A 21968-nucleotide genomic window follows, 5' to 3' on the forward strand; every position below is an offset into this window, starting at 1 on the left:
CGGGGCGTCAGATTGCTGACAAAGTCCTCGCCCTTGTGCGGGGACTTTTTATAATAGGGTATGCTAAACGACACGCCCCCATCTCAAGCCACCATGGAGTTCGTCACCATCGACGAACTCGTTCCTCAAGATCACCTGCTGCGCAAGATCGACAAGACCATCGACTTCAGTTTTATCCATGAGTTGGTTAAGGACCTTTACTGCGCAGACAACGGTCGGCCAGCACTCGACCCAACGATGCTGTTCAAGCTGTTGTTCATCGGCTACCTCTACGGTATCCGTAGCGAGCGTCAGCTGATACGCGAAGTACAAGTTAACGTGGCCTACCGCTGGTTTCTGCGGCTGGGCTTGACCGACAAGGTGCCTGATGCGTCTACGCTCAGTCAGAACCGGCGCCGCCGGTTTAATGAGTCGGATGTTTATCAGCAGATCTTCGATGAGATCGTGTGCCAGGCGATGCGCAAGAAGCTGGTTTCTGGCAAGGTGTTGTACACCGATTCCACTCACCTAAAAGCCAATGCCAACAAGGGCAAGTGGGTCAAGGCACGCGCCGAGGCATCCTGCCGAGACTATCTGGGCGAACTGGACAAAGCGGTTGAGGAGGATCGGCTCAAGCATGGAAAAAAGCCCTTGCCACCGCGCTCGAAGAAGCCCGAGACGCGGGAAATCAAGCAAAGTACGACTGATCCAGACAGCGGCTACATGGTGCGCGATGGCAAGCCCAAAGGGTTCTTTTACCTTGACCACCGGACGGTCGATGACCGGTGCAATATCATCACCGATGTTCACGTCACCTCCGGGAATGTTCATGACAGCATCCCCTACCTAAACCGCCTGGACCGGCAGCGCCAACGCTTCGGCTTTGAAGTAAGCGCAGTGGGACTGGATGCCGGGTATTTTACCGCCGGCATCACGAAGGGTCTTGAGGATCGCGACATCTATGGAGTGATCAGTTATCGCAGGCCCACGCACCGCAAGGGCTACTTCTACAAGCGCGAATACCGCTACGACGCTAACACAGACAGCTATCGCTGCCCCCAGGGCCAGACACTCATCTACGCGACCACTGACCGTAACGGCTATCGTCACTACCACTCCGATTCAAAGCAGTGCCGCCACTGCCCACAGAGAGAATGCTGCACGCGTAATGTAAACGCCAAAAAAACCGTCACTCGGCATGTGTGGGAAGGCAGTAAGGAACGAGCCAACAGTCATCGACTGACCGAAGGTGGGCGGCTGATATACGCCCGGCGCAAGGAAACGGTCGAACGAAGTTTTGCTGATGCCAAGCAGCTTCACGGATACCGATATGCACGCTTTCGCGGTCAAGAAAAGGTGGCCGCGCAGTGCCTGATGACTGCCGCCGCGCAGAACATGAAGAAAATAGCCCTGCTATGCGCCTGAACAGGTGTTTTTACCCTTTCAGCTCCAAGTTTTATCGCGACACGGCCCATTGTAAGACCGCTTGAGCCGGCAGACGGAAGAAAATAGCTTCAGCTTCAACAGCAGGAAAACTTCCATCAATCAGCTACCAAGTCCTAGAAAAAGCAAACCCCGGTAAAAATACCGGGGTTTGTCAGTGGTCTGACGCCCCGGTCAACGGGGCGTTTTTTTGTCTATTTCGACTCAAATAGATCTAGATATCATCCATTGAGTTCAGCGGATAATTGCTTGGATAGGCCTGGCGAGCAACACCACTATCAACAGCAGCCTTCGCAACCGCACCAGACACCGCGCCCAGCAAACGAGCATCCATTGGCTTGGGGATAATGTAATCCCGCCCAAAATCCATAGCGTCAACACCGTATGCCTTCAACACCTCAGCAGGCACAGGCTGCTTGGCCAGGTCCTTGATGGCGTAAGCCGCTGCCACTTTCATCTCTTCGTTAATCGCGGTTGCACGCACATCCAACGCACCACGGAAGATGAAGGGGAAGCCCAGCACGTTGTTAACCTGATTCGGATAGTCGGAACGACCGGTCGCCATGATCACATCGCTACGGGTCGCATTCGCAAGCTCAGGACTGATCTCGGGATCAGGGTTCGAGCACGCAAACACGATGGGGTCACTCGCCATCTTCGCCAACTGATCCGCCGACAATAGATTAGGGCCGGACAGCCCCAGGAAGACATCGGCACCATCGATGGCATCATCCAGCGTGCGCTTGTCGGTCTCGATGGCAAATTCAGCCTTGTACTGATTCAGGTTATCACGGCCATGATGGATCACACCGTTACGATCAAGCATATAGATATTTTCAGCTTTCATGCCGCAGCTGATTAGCAGCTTGGTACAGGCAATTGCAGCTGCGCCCGCACCCAACACAACCATCTTCGCCTGGTCGATGGTTTTGCCTGCGATCTCCAGGGCGTTGAGCATGCCGGCAGCGGTCACGATGGCGGTTCCGTGCTGGTCGTCATGAAATACAGGGATATCGCACTGTTCGATCAGTACCCGCTCAATTTCAAAGCACTCGGGTGCCTTGATATCTTCCAGGTTGATGCCACCAAAGGTGTTGGCAATCAATTTCACGGTATCGATAATTTCCTGAGGATCCTGAGTATCCACTTCGATATCAATGGAATCTACACCGGCAAACTTCTTGAACAGAAGCGACTTACCTTCCATTACAGGCTTGCTGGCCAAAGAGCCCAGATTACCGAGACCCAGAATCGCGCTACCATTACTGATAACCGCGACAAGGTTGCCCTTGGCCGTATATTTGTAAGCGTTTTCAGGGTCTTTAGCGATCTCGCGCACCGGCTCAGCCACACCAGGGCTATAGGCCAGCGACAGGTCGCGGGAAGTTTCTGCTGGGGTACTCAGTTCTATGCTGATTTTGCCCGGCTTGGGGTTGGCATGGTAGTCCAGTGCAGCTTGTTTCATATCCTCAGACATGGCGTATGTCCCGATCTAGTGAATTATGGGGAGCCAAAGGATATAGAAAACCGATTCACCTCACAAGCAGCCCACGCTTATAGTGGGTATTAGCCCGATCAATAGATCACCTTTAGCCACTGCCCTGGTGCCGGCTCCCCATCCGGATACTGGTCATTGATCAAGCGCAGTTGCGCTTCTGCATAACGGGACAGAGGGCTACGCGACGCCAGGGAGGCGTAGCGATCCCCGCTTTTGGCACGAACACGCTTAAGGTGCAACCCATCCGCCTTGGCAGAGTCGACCTTGGGGAGGGGGCCAAAACTTGCGATGGCCACCTGCATTGAGCGATCAAAGGCGTCAAACTCACGCTCATTTTTCACCGAGCCGATCAACTCAAACACCTTCCCGTCGTAATAAATAACCGCCACCCGATGCAGCGGTTTACCGCGAGGATCCACCACAGCACTGTACCCTCGATAGGATTTCCCTTCGATATCAAATCCCTGCCTCACCCGACTCTTCCCAACTCGCTCGTGCAGATACTCGGCCGGTGTGTAGCCATTTTTGATCTCGCCCATTTGTAGTAACAGAAAGGCTTTCTCCTCCGGAGCGATAGCGACCAGCTGCTCGGGCTGGTTCTGCAATTTCCACCCCTCAGGAAAAGTGACCTTAAGATTCATCGGCTTATGCAAAAAATGGCGACCATCAACAATGCCCTGGGCGGCACTATTGCCAAACGCCATGCCATCTACCGCCTTGAGATAATCATCCCGACCCACGCGACCATTACCCAGCGCCGGGACTTGACCAACGACTCCCTGCAACCGTTCATCGTTTGCCGGATGGGTTGAAAACAGTCCATGGTAACTTGCCACCTGCTGACCGCTCTCTTGGGCTCGCAACTGCGCAAAGGTTTCTTGATTCTTGAGCACTTCAATCACCTCGATCATGGCTTGGGGATCATAACCAGAATTCGCCAGATACTGCGCTCCGAAACCGTCGGCCTCCAGCTCATGATCGCGGCCATAGCCGCTCACCAGCGCCGTACTGGCGATATTGCTCAGATCCCCGGCAGCCCCACCCGCGTAGACCGCAACGACCTGACTCAGGATATTACCGGCCATGGCCATACTCTGCTGCTGAACACTATGCCGCGCGGTTACATGGCCCACCTCATGGGCCAACACGGCAGCCAGCTCTGCCTCAGAGTTCAGGTACGCCATTAATCCCCGATGGATGTAAATAAAGCCACCGGGTAACGCAAAGGCATTAATATCCGGCGTATCGATCACCGTAAACTGGTATTCAAGGGCACTACGGTGACTATTGGCAGCCACCTTACGACCGATGGTCTGCACGTACCGCTGCAGCCGCTGATCAGCATAGAAGGGATACTGTTTCCGAATCTCCTGGCTGTACTTACGCCCCATGCTGATCTCATCGGCTTCTGACATCAGTACAAAATCCCGGTCCCCCGTGGCCGGATTCACTGCGCAGCCTTGCAGCCAAACCAGTACCCACAGGGCCGCGAAGACACGCACTACTCCCCGCCAACCTGACACGACCTTCAACACCCACCTGACCACACTCACTCCTGCCAACCGGTTACTGGATAATCCTGATCATTGCTGGATGACGCACAGGCAGCATCCAGCGGCGATAACCTGATTTCAGTGTACCTCCTCGTGCTTGCCGGTCAATAACCCAGCCCCGCACCTCCACCCGCCGACCTTCACCCAGTAATCCCGGTAGCGCTGAAAACCGCTGACGATCCCGCTGGGAGACTCTTAATACCAGATGCTCATCCAACTCCAACCAGATGAAATCCCCTCCCCGACTCCCCCCGGAGATACGCCCTCGCAAGACGTAGAATCCACTGCGCGATACCGTGGCCGCCGGCGCGGGTTGATGACTCCATATGCCCAGGCCTGCCAGGCGAGCACGCTGCTCGGCCGCCGCAAGGCACTGCCAACCGTCACCATTGGGCGGCACCACAACCAAGGCACCCAACCCCTGCTCAAGCAAAAGCTCGGACAGGTTACGCCGTCCCGGCCCCAGATAAACTCGCGCCAGCAAGCGACCATAACGATCCCTGTCTTCCACGGCAGGATCAATGTACAGCCGCCGGGAGCCCGCAAGCAGGCGCTCAACAAAGCTTTTCGCGGCTAACGCCCCGACCTCATCCGCCCGACCCTCTCGCCCCATCTCTGGAGTATTAATACCCAACAGCCGCAACCGCCTGCCATCTTCTAACAACAGTGTGTCGCCATCGTAAATTCGCTGCCAACCCACCTCTTGCAAGCCGCCCACCGGGGCGCAGGTCAGCGCGAACGCCGAATGACAGGCAATAAAAAAGGCGCTTGCAATAAGCGCCTTTTTCCAACATCCCATTTTCAGGGACTCACTCTTACTTGCGAGTGGAGAGACCACCGAAACGCTGCTTGAAGCGCTCGATACGGCCGCCAGCGTCAAGTACCTTCTGCTTACCGGTGTAGAAGGGGTGGCAAGCTGAGCAAACGTCGAGGTGAATTGGCTTGCACAGGGTAGAACGAGTCTTGACTACGTTACCGCAGCTACAAGTTGCTTCGATCTCTTCGTAAGCTGGATGAATATCGGCCTTCATGATCTATTCCTCTAAAAGTAGTGAGCACCGCCACCAAGCCCACTGCCTGGCACCGCACTCTAGCCTTGCCCACATTTATTCGGGGCAAAAATAAGACGGCGCATGCTACCAGAATTCCACCAAGAAGCAAGTCCTGCAAAGACGATAGCAAAACCTTTCTCCTTGCGCCGACGGTGATACCATAGCGCAATCAAAACCAACTTCGATACAAGGCAGCCACAACTCGATGATCTCCACCGATCGATCAGGACGGATCCTGCGGATCGCACTGCCCTCCCCCCTGCGGCGCCTGTTCGATTACCGCGCTCCCGAGCAATGGCCGCAGCAATCGCTAACGGCAGGAGTACGCATCAGCGTGCCTTTCGGCAAGCGCACTCTGGTAGGTGTTCTGGTCGAACAACCCGATAGCAGTGAGCTGCCACTGGAGCAGTTGAAAACCGCCATAGAGCTGATTGATACCACCCCCCTGCTGCCACCTTCGGTTCTGGCACTGTGTCGCTGGTGCGCTGACTACTACCACCACAGCCTTGGCGACACCCTGAGCATCGCACTTCCCGCACTACTGCGCCAAGGCCACCCCGCCAGCCTCGCCGAAGCCCACTGGCGTTGTGCGCAACCACTGGATGCGGCGTTGCGGCAAACCCTTCAGCGTGCACCGAAGCAGCTTCAAGCCATGGAGCAACTGAACCTGCACCCGAAGGGCATTAGCCGTCCCCTGCTTGCCAGCCTGGGGATCAATAGCGCCACACTTAAAGCCCTCAACGAGAAGCAGCTTGTTGAGTGCGAGTACCTCGACGAGCCAATACAGCATCGGGGAACACTGCTTCACGAAGCCCCCCTGCCCCTCAATAGCGATCAACAGAGCGCTGTGGAGCGCATCAATTGCGGCCTTGATAAGTTCCATTGTCACCTGCTGCAAGGCGTGACAGGCAGCGGCAAAACAGAGGTCTACCTGCACTGCATCGAACAGGTGCTGCAGCAGGGCAAGCAGGCATTGGTGCTGGTACCCGAGATTGGCCTCACCCCACAAACCCTGCAACGCTTTCGCCAACGCTTTAACGTTGCCGTCGCCGCCATGCACTCCGGTCTCAACGACCGTGAACGACTCAAGGCATGGTTGGACGCCCGCAGCGGCAGGGCCGGAATCCTGATAGGGACCCGCAGTAGCCTGTTTACGCCCCTACTCCGCCCAGGAATTATCATTGTCGACGAAGAGCATGACGGCTCTTACAAGCAGCAGGATGGGCTGCGCTACAACGCGCGCGACCTGGCGATCTACCGCGCTAAACTGGAGCAGATCCCGATTATTCTGGGTTCAGCCACCCCCTGTCTGGAGTCTCTGCACAACGCCTTGCAACAGCGTTACAGTCAACTGTTGCTGCCCTATCGCGCCGCCGCAACCCAACCCCATTACGAGCTCCTCGACCTGCGTAACCAGACGCTGGTAGCGGGCATGACCAGCGCACTGCAACTTCAGGTGGAGCAACACCTGAAACAGGGCAATCAGGTACTGTTATTTCTCAATCGACGGGGGTACGCCCCTACCCTGCTCTGCCACCAATGCGGCTGGGTTGCCGATTGCCGGCTCTGTGATTCACGCATGACCCTGCACCGGACCCCGCCCCACCTGCATTGCCACCATTGCGACAGCCAGGGCGAGGTGCCTCACCGCTGCCCCCAGTGCGGCAGTCACGAACTCTATCCCGTAGGACGAGGCACCGAGCGCAGCGAGGAGGAACTCCAGCAACGCTTCCCGCGGGCGTCGATTCTGCGTATCGACCGGGACAGCACGCGCAAAAAAGATGCGATGAACCAGTTACTGCAACAGATTCATCGAGGGGCACCGGGTATCCTGCTGGGCACACAGATGCTGGCCAAAGGGCATCACTTCCCCGCGGTTACGCTGGTCGCTATCCTCGATGTCGATAGCGGCCTGTTCAGCACCGACTTTCGCGGAATCGAGCGCATGGGTCAGCTACTGCTGCAAGTTGCCGGCAGGGCAGGAAGGGCCGACCGGCAAGGCACGGTCGCTATCCAGACCCACAACCCGGAACACCCCGCCCTGCTGCAATTGATCCAGCAGGGGTATGAGTCCTTTGCTCGAACCCTGCTGCAAGAGCGCAGCCTGCTTGGACTCCCGCCCTATAGCCATCTGGTACTGCTGCGCAGCGAATCCCCTCACATGGAGCTCAGCCAGCAGTTCCTCGCCGACATCCGTGAACTCGGAAACAGATATTCGCAAGACAACACAAACCATAAGCTCAGCATGCTGGGACCAATCGCCGCCCCCATGGAACGCCGCCAGGGACGCTACCGCTGCCAGCTACTGCTGCAAAGCAGCTCCCGCAAAGCACTGCACCAACTGCTGCAACGCCTGCTACCCGACATGGAATCCCACCCCCTCAGCCGCAAGGTTCGCTGGTCGGTAGATGTGGACCCGCAGGAGATGCTGTAGTGGCAGTCCGGCGCGACATCCTCTTTGCTCTTGGCCTGATAGTGGCGCTGTGTGCAATAACCGCGCTATTTGGCGGCGGCCTGAAGAGTGATTTCTATCTGGATGATTTTCCCAACCTGTCGGTATTGTCCAGCGTCTCCATGCCTGGCGGATTCTGGTTTGCGACCCTGCAAAACGCCTCCAGCGCCCTTGGCCGACCATTGACCATGTTCAGCTTTGCCCTGCAAGCGGAAAGCTGGCCATCGGACCCCGCAGCGTTCAAGCGCATCAACCTTCTGATCCACCTTTTTAATACGCTACTGGTTGCTATGGTGAGCCAGCAGCTGTTTGCGCTGCGTAAGCTTCCCAATAGCCAGTGGCTCGCGCTGGCGGTTGCCCTGCTGTGGGCAATCGCCCCCCTTCACTTGAGCAGCGTACTCTACGTCATCCAGCGTATGAGCCTGCTGGCCGCTACCTTCTCCCTGCTGGGCGTCGCTCTCTATCTGCGGGCCGACCAGCTGTTTGCACAGGGGCGCTGGCGAGCCGGTTACCTGCGACTCACCCTGGGCTACGGGGCCTGCCTGCTGTTTGGGGTGCTGGCCAAGGAGAATGCGATCCTACTGCCAACCTTGCTGCTACTGCTCGACGGCACCCTGTGCCGTCAACGTCTTCGTCCCCCCGCGTGGAAACGCTATCAGCTCGCCTTCCTGTGGCTACCCCTGGTGATGCTTGCGCTCTACCTAGTGTTCTTCTCCCAGGCCCTAAACTACAGTTCCCGCCCCTTCGACATGGGCCAGCGCCTGCTCACCGAGGGCCGGGTGATGTTTCACTACCTGGCGCAGTTCCTATGGCCGGTCGGGCCAGAGCTTGGCCTCTACCACGACGATTTTCCGCTATCTCGCGGCTGGCTGTACCCTGTCAGCACCCTGATCGCTGCCTCGGGATGGTTACTGCTGATAAGCGCCGCCCTTGGGGGTAGCCGTCACTGGCCAGTCCTCAGCTTTGTCACCGGCTGGTACCTGCTTGCCCAACTGCTCGAATCCAGCGTAATTTCGCTGGAGATCTATTTCGAACACCGCACCTATCTGCCGATGGTAGGGGTCTGTTGGGGGATCATTTTTTGGGGCGAACGCCTGCTACAACAGCGCCCCTCCATGAAGCGACTTGTACTCACCGGTTTTGCGCTCTACCTGCTGGCGATCGCCAGCGTCACCTGGCAGCAGGCCCACCTCTGGAGCCAGCCATTGCTGATGGCGGCAGAAAAAATGGAGCAGCACCCGAACTCCGAGCGCGCGCGCCTGAGTGGTGCCCAGCAGCTTTTAAAACGGGGGGAAGGGGATGCCGCCGTCAGGCTACTGCTGCACGACAAATCCTGGTCACAGCTACCCGCCTCTCGTCAGGGGCGACTGTTACTACTGAGCTGTAGCGAAGAGGTTCCCCTGCCCAACCCAGGCTATTGGCAAGGGATCACCTACTCCCGAGAAATTATCGACAGCCTGCAGCAACTGCTGGGTGCCCTAGGAACAAACAACTGCCCCCGCTGGCCCATTGAGAATGCTAGCCAGCTGCTCGTAACCCTGCAGGAGAACCCCGCCTACAGCGGCCGCCACGCCGTGCATTTCATGCAGGCCAAACTTGCCCTGCTGGTGGGTGACCTCGAAGAAGCGAAAACCCAGGCCCGCGCCGCAAACCAGAACGGGCGACCCGACGTGGAATGGATGTTAATCGATATTGCCCTATCCACGGGCGACCGCGAAGGGGCTGCGATAGCGCTGGAACAAGCGCAGCAAAAGATTGATCGCCTAGGCTGGCGCTCTCTGCGCTACCGCCCGCTACTGAAAGCCTATCGCCAAAGAATCAATGGCGCGCCGCCCCCATGAGCGGCGCAGCTTACACCCAATTACATCTGCTCGACGGTTTCGATACCGAGTAGGTCCAGCCCCAACTCAAGCTCACTCGCCACCAGTGCGCAGAGTTTAAGGCGGCTCGCGCGTACTGCGGGATCAACTCCATCTTTATTTACAGGGCAGGCCTCGTAAAACGACATAAAGGCACCCGCCAACTCGTACAGATAAGTACACATCAGGTGCGGGCAGCCTTCGCGGGCAACGTTATCAACCACCTCGTTAAACTGCAGCAACTTGGTGGCGAGCGCCTGCTCTTCCGATTCGACGATAAGCAGCTTACCCTCCAGCCCCGACAGCTCCATATTTCCCTTACGGAAAATCGAGCGGATACGGGTAACGGCATACTGCAGATAGGGTGCTGTATTCCCCTCAAAGGAGAGCATATTATCCCAGTCGAAGATGTAGTCTGTGGTCCGGTTTTTTGACAGGTCCGAGTACTTTACCGCCCCGATCGCGACCGCATTAGCCACCTCCGCTTGCTGCCGTGGATCCATATCAGGGCTCTTTTGTGCGATCAGGGCCGTGGCCCGGACAACCGACTCGTCCAGCAGCTCGGACAGCTTGACCGTGCCACCACTGCGGGTTTTAAAGGGTTTTCCATCTTTACCTAACATGACACCAAACGCATGATGCTCCAACGGCACGGATTCTGGTACATAACCGGCCTTGCGCACGATGGTCCAGGCGTGCTGCAGGTGCTGGGCCTGACGCGCATCGATGTAGTAGAGCACGCGATCAGCGCCCAATGTTTCATAGCGATATTTGGCACAGGCGATATCGGTCGTGGTGTAGAGAAACCCTCCATCACGCTTTTGAATAATGACGCCCATGGCGTCGCCATCCTTGCCCTTGAACTCATCAAGAAACACCACCAGCGCGCCATCATCTTCGACGGCGATCCCCTTGGCCTTGAGGTCGGTGACGATGGCGGGCAGCATGTCGTTGTACATACTTTCGCCCATGGTGTCCTTGGGACCGATATTTACATTCAAGCGATCATAGGTGATCTGATTCTGCACCATGGTCACATCCACCAGCTTGCGCCACATTTGCAAGCACCAGGCATCTCCCCTCTGGAGCTTGACAACATAGTTGCGGGCTCGGGCAGCAAAGTCAGGGTCGCTGTCATAGTGGGTCTTGGATTCGCGATAAAACTGCTCCAGATCCCCGAGCTCCGCCTTCATGATGTCCGGATTTTCTTTTTGCAGCTCTTCTAGGTGAGCAATCAACATTCCGAACTGAGTGCCCCAGTCACCGATATGGTTGGCCCGAATAACCCTGTGCCCCAAAAACTCCAGCGTACGTGACACCGCGTCACCAATAACCGTGGAGCGCAAGTGGCCGACATGCATCTCCTTGGCCACATTGGGCGCGGAGAGATCAACCACTACGGTCTGCGGACTGCCTGCCAGGCTGACGCCCGCGCGGTCACTGCCATAGGATTGCTCAAGCTGTGCGGCCACCCACCCTGGCTTAAGGAATATATTGATAAAGCCAGGGCCCGCCACTTCAAGTTTTTCTACTACATCGCCTAGCTCGGTTTCCAGCGCGGCCTGAACTTTAAGCGCCATGTCTCGAGGATTAACGCCTTGGCGCTTGGCAACCGCCATCACTCCATTGGCTTGATAATCACCAAAATTAACTCGCGCACTGGGACGCACCATACCGGCGCTACCCTCGGGGGCACCTACAGAATGCAGCGCATCGGCGACCTTGGCATCAAGAAACTGGCGAATATTCATGAGACTTCCTTAAGGTTGGCAAATATAAGAGTAAGCAAATAATCGGAATACAAAAAAACCCGACCAGACGGACTGATCGGGTTTCTATAAATCTTCGCCGACCGGCCTAGCAGGGTTAGTGCAAGCGGGGGCGTCGTCGCACCATATTTACGGCAGCGGCATCCACACCACGGTGTTCGAGGTACAGGTCGAATGTATCGATAACCATAGGCTGGACAGGTGCAGTTTTCATAGGGGCGGATACTAACCAAAAGGGCGTTGTATAACAATAGTACAAACCCCTACTACGGCCCCAATACCGGCTAATAAGCCCCTTGTACTCACTTGCCAACAATGGCGATAATGGCGCACCGGATTGCCTGCTACGCGGAACTGCTTCCCCCTCCATGAGTCGACACAGCAAAACACAAGGCGGCGCCAGCCGAAAGCCAACACCACAGCGCTCCGGCCCACGCTCCAGCGTGCCCGGCTGGGTTTGGATGTTCACCGGCATCGTCACCGGACTGTTTATCGCTTTTTTGATGAAGCTGGCCCCTAACGCCGTCGACGTAAGAGACCTGGCCGATACAGCAGAGGAACAAACCGGTAGCGAAGAGCGGCCCCGCGCCGTGTTCGATTTTTACACCCTGCTTCCGGAAAGCGAGGTGCTGGTGCCTGATGCTCCCCCCCTACCGACAACAGCGACAAAATCTGCCACAGCAACGACCGCCCCGAAAAAACCGAGCATATACCTGCTGCAGGCGGGATCATTCCGTAACCTCGGTGATGCAGACCGACTTCGAGCCCAGCTCACACTCGAAGGGCTCGATGTTAAAACCCAAAAGGTCACCATCCGTGGTAATGAAACCTGGTACCGGGTACAGGTCGGCCCTTTCAGCGACACAAGCCGCCTCAACCAGGCCCGCAAAACCCTCACTGCACTCGACATCAACCCCCTGCCACTGCAACTTAAGTAACCCTGGAAGACTTGAAGTTTGCCGGCAACACCCCATATTCACTCAATACCCGCGATTTAAAAGCAGCCCCGTACTCCGACAGAGCCCGGCGGCCGCTGACAGCACGAGGAACTGATTTTGGAACAATTTCGAGGCACTACGATCCTTTCGGTTCGCCGCAATGGAAAGGTCGTTATCGGCGGCGATGGGCAAGTATCCATGGGCAACACCGTTATGAAAGGCAACGCCCGCAAGGTTCGTCGGCTTTACAACAACCAGGTGATCGCCGGCTTTGCCGGCGGCACTGCCGATGCGTTTACGCTATTTGAGCGTTTCGAGGCGCAGCTAGAAAAGCATCATGGACAACTGGTTCGCGCTGCGGTGGAACTGGCCAAGGAGTGGCGAACCGATCGCGCACTGCGCCGCCTCGAAGCGCTGCTTGCGGTTGCCGACTCAAAGGCCTCATTGATCATTACCGGCAACGGTGATGTCATCGAACCCGAAGAGAGCCTGATCGCCATTGGGTCCGGTGGACCCTTTGCCCAGTCTGCTGCCCTTGCCCTGCTGCACAATACCGACCTGGAAGCACGAGAGATCGTCGAGAAGGGGCTGGAGATCGCCGCCGACATCTGCATCTATACCAATCACAATCGCACCATCGAAGTCCTCGATTGCGAATAACGCCTAGCGGAAACCCCACCATGTCCAATATGACCCCCCGTGAAATCGTCCACGAACTGGACAAGCACATCATTGGCCAGGCCGATGCCAAGCGCGCGGTAGCAATAGCCCTGCGTAACCGCTGGCGCCGCATGCAGCTCAACGCGGACCAGCGCATTGAGATCACACCCAAGAACATCCTCATGATCGGCCCCACCGGGGTAGGTAAAACCGAGATCGCCCGCCGCCTCGCGCGCCTGGCCAAAGCGCCCTTTATCAAAGTCGAAGCCACCAAATTTACCGAGGTGGGCTACGTAGGCCGCGACGTGGATTCAATCATTCGCGATTTGATGGATGCTTCCATCAAAATGATGCGCGAGGAGGAGATCCATAAAGTCCAGCATCACGCCGAGGATGCCGCCGAGGAGCGTATTCTCGATGCACTGCTGCCCCCAGCACGGGATTTCGACGAGAGCGCCAAACCAGCCGACTCATCAACCCGCCAGCTATTTCGTAAAAAGCTACGGGAGGGCGAACTGGATGAGAAAGAGATCGAGCTCGAGTTGCACGAAAGCAAGCCAGGGGTAGAGATCATGGCGCCCCCCGGCATGGAGGAGATGACCAGCCAGCTGCAAAACATGTTCTCCAACCTCAATCAGGGCCGCAGTAAAACCCGTAAGCTCAAGATCAAGGATGCCCTCAAGCAGGTGCGGGATGAGGAGGCCGCCAAGCTGGTCAACGAAGAGGAGCTCAAGGGACGCGCACTGGACGCCGTCGAGCAAAACGGTATCGTCTTTATCGATGAGATCGACAAGGTCGCCAAACGCTCAACGGGTGCTAGCGCCGATGTCTCCCGGGAGGGAGTACAGCGCGATCTATTGCCCCTTATCGAGGGCTGCACGGTCAACACAAAATTCGGCATGATAAAGACCGACCACATTCTGTTTGTGGCCTCCGGTGCGTTTCACCTGGCCAAACCCTCGGACCTGATTCCGGAACTGCAGGGGCGCCTGCCGATCCGGGTTGAGCTAAACGCGCTCTCCACCGGCGACTTCGAGCGCATCCTGACCGAGCCCGATTTTTCTCTTACCGAACAGTACCAGGCGCTGATGAACACTGAAGGAGTGCCCCTGAGCTTCACCGAAAGCGGCATTAACCGCATCGCCGAGGTCGCCTGGCAGGTTAACGAAAGCACCGAAAACATTGGTGCACGCCGTTTGCATACTGTAATGGAGCGCCTGCTGGAGGAGCTATCCTTTAGCGCGGCCGATGTCGGCAGTACCGGCGAGGCGATCAGTGTCGATGCGGCCTATGTGGACAAATACCTGGGTGAACTGGCGCAGGACGAAGACCTCAGTCGCTACATTCTCTAGCCTTAGCGCGCTAGTATGAGAGGCAGCCTACGGGCTGCCTTTGCCATCGATCCCCACGAGAGCCTCCATGACCCATCCCGCCAATATTCCCGTCGATATCAAACTGCACCGAAAATCCCGCATTCTGGAACTGACCTATGGCGACGGCAGTCGCTTCGAATTGAGCTGTGAATACCTGCGGGTTCATTCACCCTCTGCGGAGGTCCGTGGCCATGGCGAGGGACAGGAGACGCTGCAGACAGGCAAAATCAATGTCAATCTCAAGGAGCTGGTACCGGTTGGCAACTATGCGCTCAAACTCGTATTCGACGACGGCCACGATTCAGGGCTCTACGACTGGAACTACCTGCGAGACTTGGGTGAAAACCATGACCTGCACTGGCAACACTACCTTGACCGACTCGATCAAGCGGGAGCAAGCCGCGACCCAGACTTGAGCGTAGTCAAAATAATGGGCTAACCCGCCCCCCCGCAGGAGACAACACCCGCCGACACCGCTAGAATAACCGGTTCGTTTATCCGTACCGGTATGGAACCACGTCATGTCTGAGAGCAGTACCGCCACCACCCATTTTGGCTACGAAACCGTTGCCACTACCGAAAAAGAGCATCGCGTCGCCGAGGTGTTTCACTCGGTAGCCCAAAAGTACGACATCATGAACGATTTCCTCTCGGGCGGAGTACATCGTCTGTGGAAGCGTTTCACGATCGAGGTCAGTGGCGTTCGTGCCGGCAACAGCGTTCTTGATATTGCAGGCGGAACCGGCGACCTCACCATCAAATTTTCCCGCCTGGTGGGGGAGCACGGCAAAGTGGTGCTGGCTGATATCAACGAATCCATGCTCAGGGTCGGCCGGGACCGCCTTATGGATCGAGGTATTGCCGGCAATGTTGAGTACGTTCAGGCAAACGCTGAATGCTTACCCTTCCCCGATAACAGCTTTGATGTCGTGACCATCGCCTTTGGCCTGCGCAATGTAACCGATAAGGACGCAGCCCTGCGCTCCATGCTTCGTGTACTAAAGCCCGGCGGCCGACTGTTGGTGCTGGAGTTTTCCAAGACCAGTCACCCAGTACTGAGCAAAATCTACGACACCTACTCATTCAACCTGTTGCCGGTCATCGGCAAGGTCGTGGCCGATGACGCGGAAAGCTACCGCTACCTGGCAGAGTCGATCCGCATGCACCCCGACCAGAAAACCCTGGAAGAGATGATGCGTAGCGCCGGCTTTGAGCGCACCAGCTTTCACAATATGACCGGGGGAATTGTTGCCCTGCATCGCGGCATCAAACCCTGACCTCGGACGACTTAGATGATCGATCCTACGATCACCATGGCTGTATTGGCCAGTGCGGAAAGCACGCTTAACGCGTTACTGCGCCGCGACCCACCTACTCTCGCAAAAGTGACGCGACTCGAGGGTCGGGTTCTGCACATCCAGGTAACCGACCTCGACTTCGACTGCTTCGTCCACCCCGATAGCGATGGCGTGCGCCTGCTAGGCTATGACGAACAACCTCCCCGCACCAGCCTGTTCTCCAGCAGCAGCTCACTACTGCGGCTGTTAGCCAGCGATAATCCCGCCCGCACCCTGCATGAAAGCGAGTTTCGCATCGAGGGCGATGCCGCCCTAATCATCGAACTCCAGCAGATTGCGCTGAACTATGAGCTCGATCTCGAAGGCCTGATCGCCACCGCCGTCGGTGATGTAGCCGCCCACAGTATCACACGTGGGCTGGGTGGGGCAGCAAACTGGCTTGCCAACAGCAACCAAAGCCTACAACGGAGTATCTCGGAGTATCTGCAAGAGGAGTTGGAATTGCTACCCTCGGCCAACGAGGTCGAATGCTTTACCCAAGACCTGCAGCAGACGCAACTCGATCTGGACCGACTGGAAGCTCGTATCGAACAACTGCAAAAACGCCTCAACCCCACCAACACTTTACAGGACTAACCGTGCAACAACTGCGTCGTCTGATTCGTATTCTCTGGGTTATTGGCCGTTATCGTCTTGACGACCTCCTGCAGGGAATCCAACTTCCCTGGTACCTGCGGCTGTTGCGCGCGATCTCACCCTGGCGTTTTAGCAGCAGTGAACTTAGTCGAGGCGAACGCCTGCGTCTTGCGCTGGAAGAGCTGGGTCCCATATTCGTTAAATTTGGCCAACTGCTCTCCACTCGTCGCGACCTGCTTCCCGACGACATCGCCGATGAGCTGGTAAAACTGCAGGATCAGGTACCCCCGTTTTGCACCAGCGAAGCCCAGCGCATCATCGAGCAGGACCTGGGACAACCCATCGACAGCCTCTTTGCCCGCTTCGATGTCGAAGAGCTGGCGTCCGCATCGGTTGCTCAGGTCCATAGCGCACAACTCCATAGCGGCGAAGAGGTCGTGATCAAAGTAGTACGGCCCGATATTGAGGGCGTTATTCGCCAGGACCTGAAGTTACTCTACCTGATCGCACAGGTCATCAGCCGCCTCTCCGCCGATGGCCGCCGCTTACGCCCCGTCGAAGTGGTGTCTGACTATGAACACACCATCATGGACGAGCTCGACATGCAGCGCGAAGCGGCCAACGCCTCCGTCTTACGCCGCAACTTCGAAGGCTCTGAGCAGCTCTATGTGCCGGAAGTACACTGGTCCTACTGCGGCCAGCGCGTACTAACCCTGGAGCGCATCTACGGCGTCCCTATTGGCGAGGTTGATCGCTTACGCGAGCTGGGCATCGACATGAAAACCCTCGCCGAGTATGGCGTTGAGATCTTCTTTACCCAGGTGTTCCGAGACGCATTTTTCCATGCCGATATGCACCCGGGTAATATTTTTGTTGATATTGCCGACCCCAAAAAACCCCGCTATATCGCTCTGGACTTTGGCATCGTCGGCTCCCTTAATCCGGACGACCAAAGCTATCTGGCTCGCAACTTGCTGGCATTTTTCCAGCAAGATTACCGTCGCGTGGCGCAACTGCATATCGATTCAGGCTGGGTCCCCGCCGACACCCGGGTTAATGAGCTTGAGGCCGCTATCCGCAGCGTTTGCGAACCCATTTTTGCCAAACCCCTGGATCAGATCTCCTTCGGACAACTGCTGCTAAAGCTGTTCCAGACCGCCCGCCGCTTTGATATGGAGGTCCAACCGCAGCTGGTACTGCTCGAAAAAACATTACTTAATATCGAGGGTCTGGGACGCCAACTTTATCCCCAGCTTGATCTTTGGCAAACCGCCCATCCCTACCTTGAACGCTGGATGAAACAGCGCATCGGCCCCCGTGGCGTGCTGCGAGCATTGCGCGAGCAGGCACCGGAGTGGATCGAGCAAGCCCCGCACATACCGCAGCTGGTGTTTAACCTGCTACAGGAGCGCAACCGAGAGATCCGCAAGCCTCAGCAGGTTGCCGCCAAAAAACGCCGTTGGCCCACGGTTGTGCTGGGAACGGCCGCCCTTGCAAGCGCTTTTATAAGCGCCACCCCAGAGCTGCCCCACCTGCTCGGAGAGGGCGCTGGCTGGCAAAGCATCGCGCTAGCAGCAATCGGCATCTATTTGATAGCGGTCAAGTAGCCGCAGCTCCGACGAGGATAGAATGAACGACTGGATAGAACAGATTAAATGGGACAACAATGGATTGGTGCCCGCCATTGCCCAGGATCACGCCACTGGCGAGGTGCTGATGGTCGCCTGGATGAATCGGGAAGCTCTCCAGCTCACGCGACTAGAGCAGCGAGCTATCTACTGGTCGCGCTCACGCCAAGCGATCTGGCGCAAGGGTGAAAGTTCCGGGCATATCCAGCAACTAAAGCAGATACGCCTGGATTGTGATGCCGATGTAGTACTGCTCGAGGTGGAGCAACTCGGGGATATTGCCTGCCATACGGGGCGACGCAGCTGCTTTTACCGACAGCTGGACAGTAGCGGGGAGCAACCAATATGGAAAGTAGTTGCCCCGATATTAAAAGACCCGCAAGATATCTATTAACGGGGCCGGGTTCCATCCGGTAGCCAACCATACGAGCAGTTTGATCCGATGAGCAACGACATACTCTCCGCCCTCGCCGAGGTGCTGGAACAACGCAAGCACGCCGCCGCGGATAGCTCCTACGTTGCCAGCCTGCACGCAAAAGGCCTCAATAAGATTCTTGAGAAAGTCGGCGAAGAAGCAACTGAAACCCTGCTTGCAGCTAAAGACGCCGAGATAAGCGGTCAGACCAAAGACCTAGTGTACGAAACCGCCGATCTATGGTTTCATTCATTGGTTATGTTATCGCATCTAGGCCTTGGGCCCGACGCAATACTGCAGGAGCTGGAACGGCGCTTTGACCTCTCCGGACTGGACGAGAAAGCTGCGCGCACAGGAAAAGAATAATGAGTGACTGTCTATTTTGCAAAATAAGCCGCGGTGAGATTCCCGCCGATGTTGTCTATAAGGATGACGACTGTATTGCGTTTCGCGATATCTCACCAAAGGCACCGGTGCACCTGCTGGTTATTCCGCACAAGCATATCGAGAACCTGTACGATCTACGCAAGGAGGACGCTGACCTGATGGCGCGCATCCTGCTCACGCTACCCAAAATAGCCCGCCAACAAGGCTTGGGAAGCGGCTTCCGCACCGTAACCAACACCGGGCACGACGGCGGACAGGAGGTGTTTCACCTCCATTTCCATCTTCTGGGGGGCGGTTCGCTGCACTCCCTTTAAATACCAACAATAACGACACAGTAAAAACCATTCGGGAGAGAAATTATGGGATTTGGTGGAATCAGTATCTGGCAGCTGCTTATCATTTTGGTGATTGTGGTCATGCTTTTCGGTACCAAGAAGTTGCGCAATATCGGCGGCGACCTGGGCGGAGCCATTAAAGGTTTCAAAAAGGCGATGAGCCCCGAAGAGGAAGCCAAGCAGCTGGAAGAGCCCAAGACGCCAGAGACTACTGCCCAGGCAGCCCAGAGTGAGACCGCAGAAAAAGCGGAAGACAAGAAAGCCTAAGCGGGATAACGCGACGTGTTTGATATCGGCTTTGCAGAACTGTTGATTATCGGGATCGTAGCCCTGCTGGTGCTTGGTCCCGAACGACTGCCCACCGCAGTGCGCACCATCGCATTGTGGATAGGCCGACTCAAGCGTGGATTTGCCTCGGTTAAGAGCGAAATCGAACGCGAGGTTGGCGCCGATGAAATTCGGCGCCAACTGCACAACGAGTCGGTACTCAAGGACCTGGGCGAAACCGGGCGCGAACTGCAAGGGGACATTAAAAAGGCCCAGCAGGATATCAACCGCACCCTGCATCACGAACGCCTTGATACCGATATCAATCCCTATCAGGCCAAGGCGAAGGCCGACAGTGACTCAACCGTTGCCAACGACGCGACGAGCGAGCCTCCAGCCAAGCCCGACGCCAACCAGAGTAACGCTTGAGGCTTAATGGAAGCCTGCATGCGCATAGCCGGATAGCCTAACAACCATGAGTGATACCAATAGCGGCGCAAAAAGCACCGCCGAACAACCTTTGATCTCTCACCTGGTCGAACTGCGGGATCGCATACTACGATGCGTGATGGCCGTGCTGGTGGTATTTCTTGGCCTGTTCTACTTCGCCAACGAGATCTACACGTTCGTCTCCGAGCCGCTGCGCGCTTTTCTACCGGAAGGGTCCACCATGATCGCGACCGAAGTCGCGTCCCCCTTCCTGACCCCGTTTAAGCTCACCATCGTGTTGTCGATCTTTCTTGCAATCCCCTTCATCCTGCATCAGGTCTGGAGCTTTATTGCTCCCGGCCTCTACCAGCACGAGAAGCGGATCGCTATCCCCATGCTGTTCTCCAGCGTCATGCTATTTTACGCCGGAATAGCGTTCGCCTATTACATTGTGTTCCCACTGGTGTTCGGCTTTTTTACCAGTATTGGCCCGTCCGATGTCACCATCATGACCGATATCAACCGCTACCTGGACTTCGTACTCAAACTATTCTTCGCATTCGGGATTGCATTCGAGATCCCCATCGCAACGGTTCTGCTGATCTGGTCCGGCGCCTCTACAGTACAAAGCCTTGGTCAGAAACGCCCCTACGTGGTAGTCGGCTGCTTCATTCTGGGTATGCTCCTGACCCCTCCCGACGTTATCTCTCAGGCACTGCTGGCGCTACCCATGTGGTTCCTGTTTGAAATCGGCATCCTGTTCGGACGCTTGCTCCCCAAAAAAGACGACGATGAAGAGGAGGAGGAGGCCAAAGAAGCCACCCCCTAAGCGCCATGAACCTGATTTTGGTATCTGCCGACGAACGGCAGGGTAACCGCGTACAGGTTAGCGGGCGCCGCTTACAACATATTCGTCAGGTACACCGTGCGACAGAGGGCGACCAGCTGCGGGTTGGGGAAATCAACGGATTGATGGGGACCGGAGTTATCACTGCGCTCAGCGACGAGGTCGCCGAGCTCCAACTTGACCTCGACCACCCCCCTCCCAAACCCTTACCCCTCAGCCTGTTACTGGCACTACCTCGCCCCAAAATGCTCAAACGAGTGCTGCAATGCGTTACCACGCTGGGCATCAAGCACGTGGTTTTGCTAAACAGCTACCGCGTCGAAAAAAGCTACTGGCAATCTCCCTGGCTGTCAGCCGAAGCGATCCACCAGCAATTGATACTGGGGCTGGAGCAGGCAAGGGACACCCGGCTACCCACCATTACCCTGGAAAAACGCTTCAAGCCCTTTGTCGAAGATCGGCTACCCTTACTGGCCGCAGGCAAGCGCTGTCTGGTCGCGCACCCTGGAAGCAACCAGCCAGCACCCCACCGGCTCGAACAGGAGAGTCTGCTCGCCATTGGGCCCGAAGGTGGATTTATTCCCTATGAGGTAGAAAAATTACAGCAGGCAGGCTTTGGCGGATTTCACATCGGCCCAAGAATCCAGCGAGTCGAAAATGCGATCCCCCTGATCGTCGGGAAGCTATTGGACGATTTTTAAAGCAGGGATCAATTCATCTCCAGCAGAAAGGTCACCGGCCCGTCGTTAAGCAGACTCACCTGCATATCGGCACCAAACCGTCCTGACGCCACCTGCGGATGGGAGCTATGAGCCTTTTGCAACATATGTTCGTAAAGCGCCTTGCCCAGCTCGGGTGTGGCCGCACCACTAAAACCGGGGCGCAGCCCCTTACGGGTATCGGCCACCAGGGTAAACTGGGACACCAGCAGCAACCCGCCACCCGTATCGGCAAGACTCAGGTTCATTCGGCCCTCTGCATCGGAAAAGACCCGATAGCGCAGCAGGCGGTCAAGCAGGCGCTCGGCGATCTCCGCCGTGTCATTCCGCTCCACCCCGAGCAAAACCAACAGACCCCCATTGATAGCCCCGACGGACTCGCCGGCCACCGACACACTCGCGCTAGACACTCGCTGAATCAAAGCCTTCAT

The 21968-nt window shown here is 56.7% G+C and carries 23 protein-coding genes; 17 read left to right on the forward strand and 6 right to left on the reverse strand.

Going from position 1 to position 21968, the window contains the following annotated elements; all coding sequences use genetic code 11:
* The first annotated feature begins 60 nt into the window (after positions 1 to 60).
* A complete protein-coding gene (locus tag ACP3PW_RS01815; protein WP_426414946.1) occupies positions 61 to 1404 on the forward strand; it encodes an IS1182 family transposase in 1344 nt (447 codons plus the stop codon).
* Positions 1405 to 1636: 232 nt separating this feature from the next.
* On the opposite strand, the gene ACP3PW_RS01820 is transcribed toward ACP3PW_RS01815, so the two are convergent.
* The 4 genes from ACP3PW_RS01820 to rpmE all read right to left on the reverse strand — a co-directional run bounded on the left by ACP3PW_RS01820 (position 1637) and on the right by rpmE (position 5504).
* On the reverse strand, positions 1637 to 2899 hold the full coding sequence (locus ACP3PW_RS01820; RefSeq protein ID WP_426414947.1) for a malic enzyme-like NAD(P)-binding protein: 1263 nt from the start codon (positions 2897 to 2899) through the stop codon (positions 1637 to 1639).
* A 98-nt stretch (positions 2900 to 2997) separates the two neighbouring features.
* Positions 2998 to 4467 (reverse strand): M48 family metalloprotease, encoded by a 1470-nt coding sequence (locus ACP3PW_RS01825; RefSeq protein ID WP_426414948.1) that lies wholly within the window; start codon positions 4465 to 4467, stop codon positions 2998 to 3000.
* A 19-nt stretch (positions 4468 to 4486) separates the two neighbouring features.
* The gene (locus ACP3PW_RS01830) at positions 4487 to 5272 is read right to left on the reverse strand and encodes a thermonuclease family protein (protein ID WP_426414949.1); all 786 of its coding nucleotides are present in this window, start codon (positions 5270 to 5272) and stop codon (positions 4487 to 4489) included.
* A 16-nt stretch (positions 5273 to 5288) separates the two neighbouring features.
* Positions 5289 to 5504 carry a 50S ribosomal protein L31 gene (gene rpmE / locus ACP3PW_RS01835; RefSeq protein WP_426414950.1) on the reverse strand — a complete coding sequence of 72 codons (216 nt, stop codon included), beginning with the start codon at positions 5502 to 5504 and terminating at the stop codon, positions 5289 to 5291.
* 226 nt (positions 5505 to 5730) lie between these two features.
* Between rpmE and ACP3PW_RS01840 the strand changes: the two genes are divergently transcribed.
* Positions 5731 to 7959: a primosomal protein N' gene (locus ACP3PW_RS01840; protein WP_426414951.1), complete on the forward strand. Its 2229-nt coding sequence runs from the start codon at positions 5731 to 5733 to the stop codon at positions 7957 to 7959.
* The gene (locus tag ACP3PW_RS01845) at positions 7959 to 9818 is read left to right on the forward strand and encodes a hypothetical protein (protein WP_426414952.1); all 1860 of its coding nucleotides are present in this window, start codon (positions 7959 to 7961) and stop codon (positions 9816 to 9818) included. Before ACP3PW_RS01840 ends, ACP3PW_RS01845 begins: the two co-directional genes overlap by 1 nt.
* A 20-nt stretch (positions 9819 to 9838) precedes the next feature.
* Here the strand turns inward: ACP3PW_RS01845 and argS are convergent, their stop codons facing one another.
* Entirely contained in the window at positions 9839 to 11587 is a 1749-nt protein-coding gene (argS, locus tag ACP3PW_RS01850) for an arginine--tRNA ligase (protein ID WP_426414953.1), read from the reverse strand.
* A gap of 386 nt (positions 11588 to 11973) precedes the next feature.
* Here argS and ACP3PW_RS01855 point away from each other — a divergent pair, with 386 nt between their 5' ends.
* The 14 genes from ACP3PW_RS01855 to ACP3PW_RS01920 all read left to right on the forward strand — a co-directional run bounded on the left by ACP3PW_RS01855 (position 11974) and on the right by ACP3PW_RS01920 (position 21519).
* Positions 11974 to 12543 carry an SPOR domain-containing protein gene (locus ACP3PW_RS01855; protein WP_426414954.1) on the forward strand — a complete coding sequence of 190 codons (570 nt, stop codon included), beginning with the start codon at positions 11974 to 11976 and terminating at the stop codon, positions 12541 to 12543.
* Between the two features lie 117 nt (positions 12544 to 12660).
* Positions 12661 to 13203 carry an ATP-dependent protease subunit HslV gene (hslV, locus tag ACP3PW_RS01860; protein WP_426414955.1) on the forward strand — a complete coding sequence of 181 codons (543 nt, stop codon included), beginning with the start codon at positions 12661 to 12663 and terminating at the stop codon, positions 13201 to 13203.
* 20 nt (positions 13204 to 13223) lie between these two features.
* Positions 13224 to 14555 carry an ATP-dependent protease ATPase subunit HslU gene (gene hslU / locus ACP3PW_RS01865; RefSeq protein WP_426414956.1) on the forward strand — a complete coding sequence of 444 codons (1332 nt, stop codon included), beginning with the start codon at positions 13224 to 13226 and terminating at the stop codon, positions 14553 to 14555.
* Between the two features lie 67 nt (positions 14556 to 14622).
* A complete protein-coding gene (locus ACP3PW_RS01870; RefSeq protein ID WP_426414957.1) occupies positions 14623 to 15015 on the forward strand; it encodes a gamma-butyrobetaine hydroxylase-like domain-containing protein in 393 nt (130 codons plus the stop codon).
* 82 nt (positions 15016 to 15097) lie between these two features.
* Positions 15098 to 15853, forward strand: coding sequence for a bifunctional demethylmenaquinone methyltransferase/2-methoxy-6-polyprenyl-1,4-benzoquinol methylase UbiE (gene ubiE / locus ACP3PW_RS01875; RefSeq protein WP_426414958.1), 756 nt, complete (start codon positions 15098 to 15100; stop codon positions 15851 to 15853).
* Positions 15854 to 15868: 15 nt separating this feature from the next.
* On the forward strand, positions 15869 to 16510 hold the full coding sequence (locus tag ACP3PW_RS01880) for a ubiquinone biosynthesis accessory factor UbiJ (RefSeq protein WP_426414959.1): 642 nt from the start codon (positions 15869 to 15871) through the stop codon (positions 16508 to 16510).
* A 2-nt stretch (positions 16511 to 16512) separates the two neighbouring features.
* Positions 16513 to 18117 (forward strand): ubiquinone biosynthesis regulatory protein kinase UbiB, encoded by a 1605-nt coding sequence (ubiB, locus tag ACP3PW_RS01885; protein ID WP_426414960.1) that lies wholly within the window; start codon positions 16513 to 16515, stop codon positions 18115 to 18117.
* Positions 18118 to 18139: 22 nt separating this feature from the next.
* Complete coding sequence (gene hisI / locus ACP3PW_RS01890; protein ID WP_426414961.1) at positions 18140 to 18532, forward strand: phosphoribosyl-AMP cyclohydrolase; 393 nt, start codon at positions 18140 to 18142, stop codon at positions 18530 to 18532.
* 48 nt (positions 18533 to 18580) lie between these two features.
* Positions 18581 to 18919, forward strand: a complete 339-nt coding sequence (locus tag ACP3PW_RS01895) for a phosphoribosyl-ATP diphosphatase (RefSeq protein ID WP_426414962.1) — start codon at positions 18581 to 18583, stop codon at positions 18917 to 18919.
* Positions 18919 to 19254 carry a histidine triad nucleotide-binding protein gene (locus ACP3PW_RS01900; RefSeq protein WP_426414963.1) on the forward strand — a complete coding sequence of 112 codons (336 nt, stop codon included), beginning with the start codon at positions 18919 to 18921 and terminating at the stop codon, positions 19252 to 19254. Before ACP3PW_RS01895 ends, ACP3PW_RS01900 begins: the two co-directional genes overlap by 1 nt.
* Before the next feature lie 45 nt (positions 19255 to 19299).
* On the forward strand, positions 19300 to 19542 hold the full coding sequence (gene tatA / locus ACP3PW_RS01905) for a Sec-independent protein translocase subunit TatA (RefSeq protein WP_426414964.1): 243 nt from the start codon (positions 19300 to 19302) through the stop codon (positions 19540 to 19542).
* A gap of 15 nt (positions 19543 to 19557) precedes the next feature.
* A complete protein-coding gene (gene tatB / locus ACP3PW_RS01910) occupies positions 19558 to 19971 on the forward strand; it encodes a Sec-independent protein translocase protein TatB (RefSeq protein WP_426414965.1) in 414 nt (137 codons plus the stop codon).
* Between the two features lie 46 nt (positions 19972 to 20017).
* Positions 20018 to 20800, forward strand: coding sequence for a twin-arginine translocase subunit TatC (gene tatC, locus ACP3PW_RS01915; protein WP_426414966.1), 783 nt, complete (start codon positions 20018 to 20020; stop codon positions 20798 to 20800).
* 5 nt (positions 20801 to 20805) lie between these two features.
* Positions 20806 to 21519, forward strand: a complete 714-nt coding sequence (locus ACP3PW_RS01920) for a 16S rRNA (uracil(1498)-N(3))-methyltransferase (RefSeq protein WP_426414967.1) — start codon at positions 20806 to 20808, stop codon at positions 21517 to 21519.
* An 8-nt stretch (positions 21520 to 21527) separates the two neighbouring features.
* Here the strand turns inward: ACP3PW_RS01920 and dtd are convergent, their stop codons facing one another.
* A complete protein-coding gene (gene dtd / locus ACP3PW_RS01925; protein WP_426414968.1) occupies positions 21528 to 21968 on the reverse strand; it encodes a D-aminoacyl-tRNA deacylase in 441 nt (146 codons plus the stop codon).

The sequence above is a fragment of the Aestuariirhabdus sp. LZHN29 genome (assembly GCF_049985285.1).
In the GTDB taxonomy this organism is placed as follows: Bacteria; Pseudomonadota; Gammaproteobacteria; order Pseudomonadales; family Aestuariirhabdaceae; genus Aestuariirhabdus.

Excerpts from the sequence above, each read along its gene's own strand:
- tatA (WP_426414964.1), top strand. The coding sequence starts at position 19,300 with ATGGGATTTGGTGGAATCAGTATCTGGCAGCTGCTTATCATTTTGGTG.
- ubiE (WP_426414958.1), top strand. The coding sequence starts at position 15,098 with ATGTCTGAGAGCAGTACCGCCACCACCCATTTTGGCTACGAAACCGTT.
- hslU (WP_426414956.1), top strand. The coding sequence starts at position 13,224 with ATGTCCAATATGACCCCCCGTGAAATCGTCCACGAACTGGACAAGCAC.
- ACP3PW_RS01830 (WP_426414949.1), bottom strand. The coding sequence starts at position 5,272 with ATGGGATGTTGGAAAAAGGCGCTTATTGCAAGCGCCTTTTTTATTGCC.
- ACP3PW_RS01920 (WP_426414967.1), top strand. The coding sequence starts at position 20,806 with ATGAACCTGATTTTGGTATCTGCCGACGAACGGCAGGGTAACCGCGTA.
- ACP3PW_RS01855 (WP_426414954.1), top strand. The coding sequence starts at position 11,974 with ATGAGTCGACACAGCAAAACACAAGGCGGCGCCAGCCGAAAGCCAACA.
- rpmE (WP_426414950.1), bottom strand. The coding sequence starts at position 5,504 with ATGAAGGCCGATATTCATCCAGCTTACGAAGAGATCGAAGCAACTTGT.
- ACP3PW_RS01900 (WP_426414963.1), top strand. The coding sequence starts at position 18,919 with ATGAGTGACTGTCTATTTTGCAAAATAAGCCGCGGTGAGATTCCCGCC.
- ACP3PW_RS01815 (WP_426414946.1), top strand. The coding sequence starts at position 61 with ATGCTAAACGACACGCCCCCATCTCAAGCCACCATGGAGTTCGTCACC.
- argS (WP_426414953.1), bottom strand. The coding sequence starts at position 11,587 with ATGAATATTCGCCAGTTTCTTGATGCCAAGGTCGCCGATGCGCTGCAT.
- ACP3PW_RS01895 (WP_426414962.1), top strand. The coding sequence starts at position 18,581 with ATGAGCAACGACATACTCTCCGCCCTCGCCGAGGTGCTGGAACAACGC.
- ACP3PW_RS01870 (WP_426414957.1), top strand. The coding sequence starts at position 14,623 with ATGACCCATCCCGCCAATATTCCCGTCGATATCAAACTGCACCGAAAA.
- ACP3PW_RS01840 (WP_426414951.1), top strand. The coding sequence starts at position 5,731 with ATGATCTCCACCGATCGATCAGGACGGATCCTGCGGATCGCACTGCCC.
- ACP3PW_RS01880 (WP_426414959.1), top strand. The coding sequence starts at position 15,869 with ATGATCGATCCTACGATCACCATGGCTGTATTGGCCAGTGCGGAAAGC.
- dtd (WP_426414968.1), bottom strand. The coding sequence starts at position 21,968 with ATGAAGGCTTTGATTCAGCGAGTGTCTAGCGCGAGTGTGTCGGTGGCC.
- hisI (WP_426414961.1), top strand. The coding sequence starts at position 18,140 with ATGAACGACTGGATAGAACAGATTAAATGGGACAACAATGGATTGGTG.
- tatC (WP_426414966.1), top strand. The coding sequence starts at position 20,018 with ATGAGTGATACCAATAGCGGCGCAAAAAGCACCGCCGAACAACCTTTG.
- ACP3PW_RS01820 (WP_426414947.1), bottom strand. The coding sequence starts at position 2,899 with ATGTCTGAGGATATGAAACAAGCTGCACTGGACTACCATGCCAACCCC.